Source organism: Pseudomonas sp. ITEM 17296 (assembly GCF_028895205.1).
Lineage (GTDB): Bacteria > Pseudomonadota > Gammaproteobacteria > Pseudomonadales > Pseudomonadaceae > Aquipseudomonas > Aquipseudomonas kermanshahensis.
Window position 1 is genome coordinate 146,691 of the sequence record NZ_WJRS01000007.1, and the last position, 12,933, is coordinate 159,623.

General features: G+C 62.3%; 11 protein-coding genes. 10 read left to right on the top strand and 1 reads right to left on the bottom strand.

Annotation, left to right across the window (positions count from 1 at the left end):
* Nucleotides 1-133 precede the first annotated feature (133 nt).
* The 10 genes from purB to GIB19_RS11100 all read left to right on the top strand — a co-directional run bounded on the left by purB (nucleotide 134) and on the right by GIB19_RS11100 (nucleotide 12,128).
* Nucleotides 134-1,504: an adenylosuccinate lyase gene (gene purB, locus GIB19_RS11055; RefSeq protein WP_027592742.1), complete on the top strand. Its 1,371-nt coding sequence runs from the start codon at nucleotides 134-136 to the stop codon at nucleotides 1,502-1,504.
* Between the two features lie 81 nt (nucleotides 1,505-1,585).
* Complete coding sequence (locus GIB19_RS11060; protein ID WP_027592743.1) at nucleotides 1,586-2,752, top strand: ribosomal protein uL16 3-hydroxylase; 1,167 nt, start codon at nucleotides 1,586-1,588, stop codon at nucleotides 2,750-2,752.
* Nucleotides 2,745-3,173: a GNAT family N-acetyltransferase gene (locus tag GIB19_RS11065; RefSeq protein ID WP_027592744.1), complete on the top strand. Its 429-nt coding sequence runs from the start codon at nucleotides 2,745-2,747 to the stop codon at nucleotides 3,171-3,173. Before GIB19_RS11060 ends, GIB19_RS11065 begins: the two co-directional genes overlap by 8 nt.
* Before the next feature lie 235 nt (nucleotides 3,174-3,408).
* Entirely contained in the window at nucleotides 3,409-5,367 is a 1,959-nt protein-coding gene (locus GIB19_RS11070) for a DNA topoisomerase III (RefSeq protein WP_274885998.1), read from the top strand.
* 164 nt (nucleotides 5,368-5,531) lie between these two features.
* The gene (locus tag GIB19_RS11075) at nucleotides 5,532-6,821 is read left to right on the top strand and encodes an NAD(P)/FAD-dependent oxidoreductase (protein WP_274885959.1); all 1,290 of its coding nucleotides are present in this window, start codon (nucleotides 5,532-5,534) and stop codon (nucleotides 6,819-6,821) included.
* The gene (locus GIB19_RS11080; RefSeq protein WP_027592747.1) at nucleotides 6,814-7,365 is read left to right on the top strand and encodes a helix-turn-helix domain-containing protein; all 552 of its coding nucleotides are present in this window, start codon (nucleotides 6,814-6,816) and stop codon (nucleotides 7,363-7,365) included. The genes GIB19_RS11075 and GIB19_RS11080 overlap by 8 nt, the downstream gene beginning before the upstream one ends.
* Nucleotides 7,366-7,380: 15 nt before the next feature.
* Complete coding sequence (locus GIB19_RS11085; protein WP_274885999.1) at nucleotides 7,381-8,727, top strand: glutamine synthetase family protein; 1,347 nt, start codon at nucleotides 7,381-7,383, stop codon at nucleotides 8,725-8,727.
* A 531-nt stretch (nucleotides 8,728-9,258) separates the two neighbouring features.
* Nucleotides 9,259-10,089 carry an alpha/beta fold hydrolase gene (locus GIB19_RS11090; protein ID WP_186681216.1) on the top strand — a complete coding sequence of 277 codons (831 nt, stop codon included), beginning with the start codon at nucleotides 9,259-9,261 and terminating at the stop codon, nucleotides 10,087-10,089.
* 227 nt (nucleotides 10,090-10,316) lie between these two features.
* Nucleotides 10,317-11,225, top strand: coding sequence for an RHS repeat-associated core domain-containing protein (locus GIB19_RS11095; protein WP_274885961.1), 909 nt, complete (start codon nucleotides 10,317-10,319; stop codon nucleotides 11,223-11,225).
* 123 nt (nucleotides 11,226-11,348) lie between these two features.
* Nucleotides 11,349-12,128: a TSUP family transporter gene (locus GIB19_RS11100; RefSeq protein ID WP_027592751.1), complete on the top strand. Its 780-nt coding sequence runs from the start codon at nucleotides 11,349-11,351 to the stop codon at nucleotides 12,126-12,128.
* Here the strand turns inward: GIB19_RS11100 and nudC are convergent.
* A complete protein-coding gene (gene nudC, locus GIB19_RS11105) occupies nucleotides 12,096-12,926 on the bottom strand; it encodes an NAD(+) diphosphatase (protein WP_027592752.1) in 831 nt (276 codons plus the stop codon). The two genes, GIB19_RS11100 and nudC, sit on opposite strands and share 33 nt — an antisense overlap.
* Between the last annotated feature and the right edge of the window lie 7 nt (nucleotides 12,927-12,933).

The following is a 12,933-nucleotide window of genomic DNA, read 5'->3' on the forward strand; positions in this document are numbered from 1 at the left end:
ACACAAGGCCGCTCCCACAAAGGCACTGCGAGATGTTTTTATAGGCCCGACCTTTGGTCAGCCACCCGACCCAGGCGCATTTTTCATGTATGATATGCGCCCTTCCAAAAGCCTGACTGTCCGAGAACACCCCATGCAGCTTTCCTCGCTCACTGCGGTTTCCCCTGTAGACGGCCGTTATGCCGGCAAAACCCAGGCCTTGCGCCCCATTTTCAGCGAATACGGCCTGATCCGTTTCCGCGCCCTGGTCGAAGTGCGCTGGTTGCAGCGCCTGGCCGCCCACCCGCAGATCGGCGAAGTGCCGGCGTTCTCCGCCGAAGCCAACGCCCTGCTGGACACCCTGGCCACCGACTTCAAGCTCGAGCACGCCGAACGCGTCAAGGAAATCGAGCGCACCACCAACCACGACGTCAAGGCCATCGAGTACCTGCTCAAAGAGCAGGCTGCCCAACTGCCTGAGCTGGCCAAGGTTAGCGAGTTCATCCACTTCGCCTGCACCAGCGAGGACATCAACAACCTGTCCCACGCCCTGATGCTGCGCGCTGGCCGCGACGACGTGCTGCTGCCGCTGATGCGCCAGATCGCCGACGCCATCCGCGCCCAGGCCCACGCCTTGGCCGACGTGCCGATGCTGTCGCGCACCCACGGCCAACCGGCTTCGCCGACCACCCTGGGCAAAGAGCTGGCCAACGTCGTGTACCGCCTGGAGCGCCAGATCGCTCAGGTAGCCGCCGTGCCACTGCTGGGCAAGATCAACGGCGCCGTGGGCAACTACAACGCCCACCTGTCGGCCTACTCGCAGATCGACTGGGAAGCCAACGCCCGCGCCTTCATCGAAGACGAGCTGGGCCTGCAGTTCAACCCGTACACCACGCAGATCGAGCCGCACGACTACATCGCCGAGCTGTTCGACGCGATCGCCCGCTTCAACACCATCCTCATCGACTTCGACCGCGACGTCTGGGGCTACATCTCCCTGGGCTACTTCAAGCAGAAGACCGTCGCCGGTGAAATCGGCTCGTCGACCATGCCGCACAAGGTCAACCCGATCGACTTCGAGAACTCCGAAGGCAACCTGGGTATCGCCAACGCGCTGTTCCAGCACCTGGCCAGCAAGCTGCCGATCTCGCGCTGGCAGCGCGACCTGACCGACTCCACCGTGCTGCGCAACCTGGGCGTGGGCTTCGCTCACAGCGTCATCGCCTACGAAGCCAGCCTGAAGGGCATCGGCAAGCTGGAAGTCAACACCGCACGTATCGCCGCCGACCTGGACGCCTGCTGGGAAGTCCTGGCCGAGCCAATCCAGACCGTCATGCGCCGCTTCAACATCGAGAACCCGTACGAGAAGCTCAAAGAGCTGACCCGTGGCAAGGGCATCACCCCTGAGGCGCTGCTGACCTTCATCGACGGCCTGGACATGCCAGCCGACGCCAAGGCCGAGCTCAAGCAGCTGACCCCTGCCACTTACATCGGTAACGCGGCAGCGCAGGCCAAACGCATCTAAGCTGACCGTCGCGTTCAACGCCCGGCTTAGCCGGGCGTTTTTATTCCCGTACGAAAATTACGTTTTTTCAATAGGTTGAACATGAATCCTGATACTCCACTGCAGCTGCTGGGCGGCATCTCGGCCCGCGAATTCATGCGCGACTACTGGCAGAAGAAGCCCCTGCTGGTACGCCAGGCCTTCCCCGACTTCATCAGCCCGATCGAGCCCGACGAACTGGCCGGCCTGGCGCTTGAAGAAGAAGTCGAATCGCGCCTGGTGCTCGAACACGGCGAGCGCCCGTGGGAGCTGCGCCGCGGCCCGTTCGAAGAAGAAGTCTTCGCCACCCTGCCCGAGCGTGACTGGACCTTGCTGGTACAGGCCGTGGACCAGTTCGTCCCTGAAGTGGCCGAACTGCTGGAAGAATTCCGCTTCCTGCCCAGCTGGCGCATCGACGACGTGATGGTCAGCTTCGCAGCCCCGGGTGGCAGCGTCGGCCCGCACTTCGACAACTACGACGTGTTCCTGCTGCAAGGCCACGGCAAGCGCAACTGGAAGATCGGCCAGATGTGCAACAGCGACAGCCCGCTGATCGAGCACGCCGACCTGCGCATCCTCGCCGACTTCGAACAGAGCGGTGAGTGGACCCTGGAACCTGGCGACATGCTCTACCTGCCGCCGCGCCTGGCCCACTACGGCGTAGCCGAAGACGACTGCCTGACCTACTCGGTCGGCTTCCGCGCGCCAAGCGCTGCCGAAGTGCTGACCCACTTCACCGACTTCCTCGGCCAGTTCCTGCCGGACGAAGAGCGCTACAGCGACGCCGACGCCCAGCCGGTCAGCGACCCGCACCAGATCCAGCACGACGCCCTCGACCGCCTCAAAGGCCTGCTCGACAAGCACATGGGTGACAAAGACCTGCTGCTGACCTGGTTCGGCCAGTTCATGACCGAGCCGCGCTACCCGGAGCAGGTCGTGGGTGAAGAGCTCACTGAGGAACAGCTGATCGAAGCGCTGGAAGATGGCGCCATCCTGATCCGCAACCCAAGCGCGCGCATGGCCTGGTCCGAGCTCAACGACGACCTGATGCTGTTCGCCAGCGGCCGCAGCTGCCCATTGCCGGCCAAACTGCGTGAGCTGCTGAAGCTGGTCTGTGCTGCCGATGCGTTACACATCGAAAACCTTGCAGAGTGGCTGCAGGATGAAGATGGCCTTATGCTGGTACAGCAGCTGATCAAACAAGGAAGCCTGGGATTCGCCAATGAATAAGATTCGTGTGCGCCTCGCCGACTGGCATAAGGACAACGCCGACATCCGCCGCATCCGTGAGGCGGTGTTCATTGCCGAACAGCACGTACCACCGGAGCTTGAGTGGGATTCGGACGATCCGACCGCGGTGCACTTCTTGGCCCTGGAGGGTGACTACCCGATCGGTACCGCCCGCCTGCTGCCTGACGGCACCATTGGCCGGGTCTCGGTGCTCAAGGACTGGCGCGGCCTGAAGGTTGGCGATGCACTGATGAATGCGGTCATAGTCGAGGCCCAGAACAGCGACCTGAAGCAGCAGATGCTCAGTGCCCAGGTACACGCCACGCCGTTTTACGAGCGCTTGGGCTTTCGCGTAGTCAGCGAAGAGTTCCTTGAAGCCGGTATCCCGCATGTGGACATGGTGCGCGACTCGCGCGCCTGATCCATAAGCAGTGGTTTCACTGACCCCTTCGCGGGGCTAGCCCGCTCCCACAAGTCTTGCACTGATCCTGAATGCAGTGGAGGGCTTGTGGGAGCGGGCTTGCCCCGCGAAGAGGCCAGCAAAGACAATACATCTCCACTGACAAAAACCTGTACATCCATCCAGATAAAACTTGCCTCTGCGCCCCTGCTTGCGCATCCTAGTGCCCATCACCCCCGATGAAGCGTGCTCGGCCATGCGTCTGTTCCTCTGCGAAAAACCCTCCCAGGCAAAAGACATCGCCAAAGTGCTCGGCGCCAACCGCAAGGCCGACGGCTGCTGGCAAGGCACCGACGTCTGCGTCACCTGGTGCATCGGCCACCTGCTCGAAACCGCCCCGCCCGACAGTTATGACGAACGCTACAAGCGCTGGAACCTCGCCGACCTGCCGATCATTCCCGAAAAATGGAAGATGCTGGTCAAGCCCAAGACCGCCAGCCAGTTCAAGGCCGTCAAACGCCTACTAGGCGAGGCGCGCGAGCTGGTCATCGCCACCGACGCCGACCGCGAAGGCGAAATGATCGCCCGCGAACTGGTCGAGCACTGCCGTTACCGCGGGCCGATCCAGCGCCTGTGGCTGTCGGCCCTCGATGAAGCCTCCATCCGCAAGGCCCTGGCACGCCTGCTGCCGGGCCAGGAAACCTTCAGCCTTTATCACTCGGCGCTGGGCCGCTCCCGCGCCGACTGGCTGATCGGCATGAACATGAGCCGGCTGTTCACCTTGCTCGGGCGCCAATCCGGCTACCAGGGCGTACTGCCGGTAGGCCGGGTACAGACCCCGACCCTGCGCCTGGTGGTGGACCGTGACCGCAGCATCGCCGACTTCGTCCCCGTGCCGTTCTGGGCCATCGACGTGCAACTCGAACAGGCCGGCCAGAGCTTCAATGCCCAGTGGCGGGCCCCGGAAGATGCCTGTGACGACCAGGGCCGGTGCCTCAACCAGGCGCTGGCGCAACAGGCTGCCGCCGACATGGGCAATGCGGGCACTGCCCGCGTGGCCAAGGTGGCGACTGAACGCGTACGCGAAGCCGCCCCCCTGCCCTTCGACCTGGGCACCCTGCAGGAGCTGTGCTCAAAGAAGTTCGGCTTCGGCGCCCAGGAAACCCTCGACATCGCCCAGGCCCTGTACGAAACCCACAAGCTGATCACGTACCCGCGCAGCGACTGTGGTTACCTGCCGCTGAGCCAGCACGCCGAGGCCCCCGCCATCCTTGCCGCCCTGCAGCGCGCCGATGCCAGCCTGGCGCCGCTGCAGGCTCACCTGGAGCCCCAGCGGCGCTCCCGCGCCTGGAACGACGCCAAGGTCAGTGCCCACCACGGCATCATCCCCACTGCCGCGGCCAGCGACCCCTCGCGCCTGCCCGCCAAGTACAAGGCGGTCTATACCCTCATCCGTGCCCGTTACCTGGCGCAGTTCCTGCCCAACCACGAGTACGACCGCACCCAGGCCGATTTCGACTGTGCAGGCCATGCCTTGCGTGCCGTGGGTAAGCAAATCGTCGAGCCTGGCTGGCGCCGTGCCTTGCCCGAGGCGCTGGCCCCGGCAAAAGGCCGCGAGGCGCCGCCGGCCCAGGTTCTGCCAGCCCTGCGCGAAGGCCAGGACTGCAACGTACAAGGGCTGCAACTCAAGGACATGTGGACCCAGCCACCCAAGCCCTTTACCGAAGGCGACCTGATCAAGGCCATGAAAAACGTCGCCAAACTGGTAGATGACCCGCGGTTGAAGCGGAAGCTCAAGGAAACCACGGGCATCGGCACCGAAGCGACACGGGCCAGCATCATCCAGGGCCTGCTCGACCGTGGTTATCTGGTCAAGAACGGCAAGGCCTTGTCCGCGACGCCCGCAGCCTTCAGCCTCATCGACGCCGTACCCAGGGCCATTGCCGACCCCGGGACCACGGCCATCTGGGAGCAGGCACTGGACATGGTGCAGAGCGGTGAAATGAGCCTGGAAGAGTTCGTCGCCCGGCAGTCGGCCTGGATGGGCAAGCTGGTCGAACGCTGCAGCGGCATGCGCATGACCATTACCGCGCCTGCGGCCGGCGCCGCACCACCTTGGAAAAAGAAGCGCCGGGGCGGCGGCAAAAGTAAAGCCACCGGAAGCAAACCAGCAGCAGGCAAGCCAAGGCAACCTCGTAAAAAGGCAGCGACCTGAAGCCTGCGCTGTATCTGTAGGAGCGGGCTTGCCCGCGAAAGGGCCAGCACAGGCAGCACCAAAACACAGGTAAACCATAAAACCCGACCAGCAAACTGGCGCCGTGAAATTTACCTGCTAGATTTTCATGAAAATAATCACAATAATTTTCATGAGGCACCGGCATGTTCAAGCAATCCGCGCAACACATCGCCAGCTATTACGCCCAGACGTACCCCACCCGCATTCCCCTGCGCCCCACCCTGCAAGGCCGCCACGACACCGATATCCTCATTGTCGGCGCAGATTTCAGCGGCCTGCACACCGCCCTGAGACTGGCCATGGCCGGCAAGCGTGTCACGTTGCTGGAAGCCAGCCGTGTGGCGTGGGCCGCTTCCGGGCGCAACGGCGGCCAGGCGTTGCTGGGCTGGTCGTGCGACATGCCACCGCTGGAGAAGGCCCTTGGTGTAGAACGCACCCGGCGCTTGTGGGACAGCATGTGCTGGGCCGCCGATGAAATGCGTGAGCTGCCACAGCGCCATGGCTTCGATATCGACTACCGGCTTGGCAGCTTATGGACAGCCGTGCTGCCGCGCCGCGTAAAAATGATTGAAGAAGCCCTGCACGACGCCGAAACCAAATGGGGCTATGACGCCCTGCGCCTGATAGGGCGCGACGAGCTGCCCCAGTGGATCGACAGCCCACGCTACCAAGCCGCGCTGTATGACGCCAAAGGCGCCCACCTCAACCCCCTCAAGCTCGCCCAAGGCCTTGCCAGCACTATCGAGGCAGCCGGTGGCCACATTTTCGAGCAAAGCCAGGTGCTCGGCTACCAGCAGACCGGCAACGGTTATGTGACCCGCACTGAGCATGGCGAGGTACACAGCCAAATCCTGGTACTGGCCTGCAACGCGTACATCGACCGCCTCGACCCGGCCCTGTCGCGCCGCTTGCTGCCTGTCGGCTCCTACCAGGTCGCCACCGCGCCCCTGGAAGCTGACGTCGCCAAGTCATTGTTGCCGCGCAACAGCTGCGTGATCGACAACCAGTTCGTACCCGACTATTTCCGCCTTACCCCCGATAACCGCCTACTGTTCGGCGGCGGCTGCACCTACCTGGGCGGCATCCCCAAGGATGTGGCCAGCGCCACCCGCCCCTACCTTGAACGGGTGTTCCCGCAGTTGGCCGGCGTGGCCATCGACTATGCCTGGGGCGGCCACATCGACTGCAGCATCCAGCGCACCCCCGACATCGGCCGGGACGGCGAGCGCTATTGGTTACAAGGCTTCTCGGGCCACGGCGTGCTGCCGACCCTGGCCGGGGCGCGGGCGGTCAGCGATGCGATCCTTGGCAACGATGACCTGCTGACGCTGTACCAGGGTATCGATAACGGCCGCTTCCCAGGCGGCGACTTGATGGCCGCACCGCTGGAAGCCGCAGCCAAAGCTTGGTACAGGTTGCGCGACCATGTCTGATGAAGTTCAAACACTGGCGCTGCTGATTCGCGACCTGCGCAAGCACCGCGGGCTGACGCTCGACGAGCTGGCCGGCAAGGTCAAGCGCTCACTGGGGTTTCTGTCCCAGGTCGAGCGCGGCTTGTCACGGCCGACCGTGGCCGACCTGACCGCAATCAGTGAAGCGCTGCACGTACCGACCACCTACTTCTACCAGGCCGGCCAACCCCGGCCGCTGGACTGGGTTACCCGACCGGGCGAGCGGCGCACCATCTACTACGCCGAAGGCATCAGCGACGTGCTGGTGTCGCCTACCTTGAATGGCGGCTTTTCCATGCTCGAAAGCCACTTGGCGCCCGGCGCCAGCAGTGGCGAGGGGCACCTGAACGACAGTTCCGAGCAAGGCGGTTTCGTCCTCGAAGGTGAGCTGACGCTGTGGCGCGATGGCCACGCCGAGGCCGTCACGCTCCGGCGCAACGACAGCTTTCAGCTGCCGCCACACAGCCAGTTCCGCTACGCCAACCTGACCGACCAGACGACCCGGGTTCTCTGGGTCTTCCGATGAGAGCACAGCATGACCATCACAACAGGTTTTCCCGATCTGCTCAGTGAAGTACGCGCCTTCCGTGCCCGCTACCCCGAAGTACGCCATGTCGACCTGCTGAGCCTGGACATCCCCGGGCATTTCTACGGCAAGCGTTACCCCGTCGACATGCTGGAAAAGGTCGCCGCCGGCAGCCCGCTGAAACTACCGCAGAACTGCGTGTTGCTAGGGGTACAGGGCGGGTTGTTCCAGATTGGTGACTACTGTTTCAGCGACGGTGACCCGGATGCCGTGCGGCGCCTGATCCCCGGCACCCTCAAACCAGTCACCTGGGAGCGCGAGCCGCTGGGGCAGATGCTGATCAGCTCCGACGGCACTGCCGCCCCCATCGAGTTCGAGCCCCGGGAAGTGCTCGCCCGCGTACTGCAACGCCTGGCACGACGTGGCATTCGCCCGGTGGTGGCGTTCGAGCTGGAGTTTTACCTGTTCGAGCGGGCACTGAAGGAAGGGCTGCCGCAGTTCCCCCGCGACCCGTTCAGCGATGACCCGGACGATCAGCCCAACATGCACATCGAGCGCCTGTCACGCTTCAGCGACGTGCTGCGCGACATGGTCGAAACAGCCAACGCGCAAGGTGTGGATGCCAACGTCATCACGGCCGAGCTGGGGCCGGGCCAGTTCGAGATCAATTTCGGCCACTGCGACGACGGCCTGCGCGCCGCCGACTGGGCTGCCCTGTTCTGCCGCAGCACCCGTGGCGTGGCGCTCAAGCACGGGCTGCGTGCTTCGTTCATGAGCAAACCCTACCTGCACGCCCCTGGTAGCGGCATGCATGTACACGTCAGCCTGTACGACAACGACGGCAACAACCTGCTGGCTGCCGATGGGCAACGCCCGCTGCGCCATGCGGTGGCGGGCTGCCTGGCGGTCCTGCCGCACTGCATGCCGATCTTTGCAGCCAACCACAATGCGTTCCGTCGCTACGGCGCCATGGTCAACGCCGCCAGCCGTGCGAGTTGGGGCTATGAAGACCGCGATGCGTGCATACGCATTCCCGAGTCCGATGTACGCAACTTGCGCATTGAGCATCGTCTGGCTGGCGCGGATGCCAACCCCTACCTGGTGCTGGCGGCGATCCTGTGCGGGATGGAGCATGGGCTGGATGCGGCGCAGGAGCCGATCACACCGCTGAACGAAGACCGCGGCAGCGGCATCGACTTCCCCAAGGACATGCTCAGCGCAGTCACCGCGATGCGCAGCCACCCCGCAGTGAATGAGGGGCTGGGGGAAGAATTCGTGATGGTGTATTGCGAGAACAAGCGGCAAGACCACCTGGCATTCATGCAAGAAGTCAGCGCCAGGGAGTACCGCTGGTTCCTGTAATGGCTTGACTGCCAGTGCCGACCCTTTCGCGGGGCAAGCCCGCTCCCACAGGTTTACTACCAGGTTAAAGACGGTGATATACCTGTGGGAGCGGGCTTGCCCCGCGAAGAGGCCAGTACTGACAACACAGAAATCTCTCCTACTCTCAATAGCTCACTCCCACAGGTTTACTAGCAGGTTAGAGACGGTGGTATTCCTGTGGGAGCGGGCTTGCCCCGCGAAGAGGCCAGTACTGACAACACAGAAATCCCTCCTATCCTCAATAGCTCACTCCCACAGGTTTACTACCAGGTTAGAGACGGTGGTATTCCTGTGGGAGCGGGCTTGTCCCGCGAAGAGGCCAGTACTGACAACACAGAAATCCCTCCTATTCTCAATAGCTCACTCCCACAGGTTTACTAGCAGGTTAGAGACGGTGGTATTCCTGTGGGAGCGGGCTTGCTCCGCGAAGAGGCCAGTACTGACAACACAGAAATCTCTCCTATTCTCAATAGCTCACTTGGCAATCCCCTGCACAGAGGAGACGCGACCATGAGCTACGTAACCACGAAGGATGGCGTTCAGATCTTCTACAAAGACTGGGGCCCGCGCGACGCGCCGGTCATTCACTTTCACCATGGCTGGCCGCTCAGTGCCGATGACTGGGATGCCCAGTTGCTGTTCTTCCTGGCCCAGGGCTTTCGCGTAGTCGCCCACGACCGCCGCGGCCATGGGCGCTCCAGCCAGGTGTGGGATGGCCATGACATGGACCACTACGCCGATGACGTAGCCGCCGTGGTCGACCACCTGGGCATCCAGGGCGCCGTGCATGTCGGCCATTCCACGGGTGGCGGCGAAGTGGTGCGCTACATGGCACGCTACCCCGGCGACAAGGTGGCCAAGGCGGTACTGATTGCAGCAGTGCCGCCACTGATGGTGCAGACACCGGCCAACCCAGGCGGCCTGCCCAAGTCGGTCTTCGACGGCTTCCAAGCCCAGGTCGCGAGTAACCGGGCGCAGTTCTACCGCGACGTGCCCACGGGGCCTTTCTACGGTTACAACCGACCCGGGGCCAAACCGTCGGAAGGCATCATCGGCAACTGGTGGCGCCAAGGCATGATCGGCAGTGCCAAGGCGCACTACGACGGCATCGTGGCGTTTTCGCAGACTGACTTCACCGAGGACCTCAAGCGCATCACCCAGCCGGTGCTGGTAATGCACGGTGACGATGACCAGATCGTGCCTTACGAGAACGCGGGCCCGTTGTCGGCAAAGTTGCTGCCTAATGGCACGCTGAAGACCTACAAAGGGTATCCGCACGGCATGCCGACCACCCATGCCGATGTGATCAATGCGGATTTGCTGGCGTTTATTCGGAGTTGATGTAATCCCCTGTAGCGGCCCTTTCGCGGGCAAGCCCGCTCCCACACGACTTTCACTGCCTTCGAACCGGTGAAAACCTGTGGGAGCGGGCTTGCCCGCGAAAGGGCTAACACTGTCGGCATACTTATCTTGCGCCTGTAGGCAACTGGCAATTCTACCAGTTGCGCGCCAGCCCACTTTGCCTGAGGGTAGCCTCAATTAATTACGCTCCGCGCCGCAGGCTGACCATGTCTCAGAACAGAAAGCAGCATTTATTTTACAAGGATGGACAACTGGCTTCGCAAATTGCCAGTGATCATGCAGTGACGGTGCTTTCAGTTTCAAAAACGCCAATGGCAGAGCAGCGCTCAGAGGGAAGCTCGGCCAGGATTTCATTATTGGCCGTGGATTTACAATCTTCGGTACTGAACCATTCCCGTCGCGACAGTACTCACAAGCTTGCGTATACCGCCTACGGGCATAGCAAGCCCCTCCACAGTACAGCCTCTCTTATGGGATTCACAGGGCAGCGCTACGATGACATCACGAACTGCTATCTCCTTGGCAACGGTTACCGGGGATTTAACCCGAAAATGATGCGGTTCCTCTCCCCTGACAGCTTCAGCCCATTCGGGAGCCGCACCCTGAACGCGTACGCCTATTGCAAGGGGGATCCTATAAACCGTCATGACCCTTCAGGGCATATCCTCGAGCGTATCAAGGTTGCATTTTCAAAGCCGAAGACTTATTACCGCACTAAGGCTCGAAGCGCGATTGACAAATACCCTGTACTGGATAAGTACTCCACCATCGCCGATGACCCAGAGATGTCTATAGATGTGCTAAAGGCGATTTATAAAATTCCAGAAGCAGAAACTAGACTTGAGCACTTAAAGGAAATTGCCTTAGATAGACTAACAACAGCCAATTTCGAAGAACACACAGCAAACAGGACTTCAAAGCTTGATTACGGAGCATTACTAGAATTTGATGAAAGCCTTAGATACATAAGATTAGTTTCAAAGGTCATCAAGTATAGAAGCATACTCGACAATTTCGTACCTTTATCACATGGATCGTTTCACCAAACCTCAGCCGCAAGCCCACAAACAGAACGTACATCGATACGGTCTCCTTGGGTAACATTTGAAGATTAAGGCTTCGGGCTGGTCGCCCAGATAGCGGATTAGCCCCTGACAGCCACAAGCTCCAAGCGTTACCATAGTTCCTCCTATTGCGGCGACTTACCGCAAATCTGCCCTATAGCTTGAAAGCTCCCCATGCCCTTCGAACTCACCGTAGAACCCCTCACACTACTCATCCTGGCCCTGGTCGCCTTCGTTGCCGGTTTCATCGACGCCATCGCCGGCGGCGGCGGCCTGCTCACCACCCCGGCCCTGCTCACCGCCGGCATGCCGCCACACCTGGTGCTGGGCACCAACAAGCTCAGCTCCACCTTCGGCTCGGCCACGGCCGGCTTCACTTACTACAAGCGCAAACTGTTCCACCCCGCGCAGTGGCGCCCGGCGTTGTTCGCTACCCTGGTAGGCGCCTCGCTGGGTGCGGTGATCGCCCACTACCTGCCCGCCGAATGGCTGAACAAGATGCTCCCGGTGGTGGTCTTCGCCTGCGGCGTCTACTTGCTGTTCGGCGGCACGCCCAAGGCGCCGCTGGATGCCGACGCACCGATCAAGAAGAAATGGCAGGTCCCCCAAGGCTTCACCCTGGGTTTCTACGATGGCGTGGCAGGCCCCGGCACTGGCGCGTTCTGGACCGTGAGCACCCTGCTGCTGTACCCGATCGACCTGGTGCGCGCCAGCGGTGTGGCGCGCAGCATGAACTTCGTCAGCAACATCGCGGCGCTGACGGTGTTCATCATTTCCGGGCAGGTGGATTATGTCGTCGGCCTGTGCATGGGCCTGTCGGTGATGGTGGGTGCGTTCTTCGGCGCACGCACGGCGATCAGCGGCGGCAGCAAGTTCATCCGCCCGGTCTTCATCACCGTGGTGCTGGCACTGACCGTACGCCTAGCGTGGCAGCACTGGTTCGGGCAGGCCTAAGCGTTCAGCCACGTACAAATCGATCAGGTACCGGGCGATGGAACGCCCGGCCGGCAGCGGCGGCAGGTCATGCACGCTGAACCACTGGGCATCCTCGATCTCGTCGGGCTGCATGACGATCTCGCCGCCCGCGTACTCGGCATGGAACCCCAGCATCATCGAATGCGGAAACGGCCAGCACTGGCTGCCGACGTAACGGATGTTCTGTACCTCGACCGCCACCTCTTCGCGCACTTCGCGCACCAGGCAATCCTCGGCCGACTCGCCGGGCTCGGCAAAGCCCGCCAAGGTGCTGTAGACACCGGTGACGAAACGCGGCGAGCGGGCCAGCAGAATCTCGTCACCGCGAGTGACCAGCACGATCATGCTCGGCGAAATGCGCGGGTAGCTGCGCAGGTCGCACGGCTGGCAGTACATCGCCCGCTCCCAGCGGATTTGCGTCATCGCCTGGCCGCAGCTGCCGCAAAAACGGTGCTCGCGTGCCCAGGTACCGATCTGCGCGGCATAACCCAGCACCTTGTACAGGTCGAAGTCGCCTTCGAGCATGAACGCGCGCAGGCCGCGCCAGCTGCAACCCGGCAGGTCGGTGGCGCTGCGCAGCTCAAGCAGGAACACCGGCTCGCCATCGAAGTGACCGATACCATGCTCGCACAGCACGTCCAGGTCCTGGCGCTTGAGCCATTCGCGGGGGAACAGCGCGCCATTGTCGTCCACCAGGAACCCTTCCGGGCTGCGGGCGACGGCCAAGCCCCCGGTGATCTGCGGGTCGAGTACTGCGGTAGTCCAGCGTGCTGACATGTCGGGG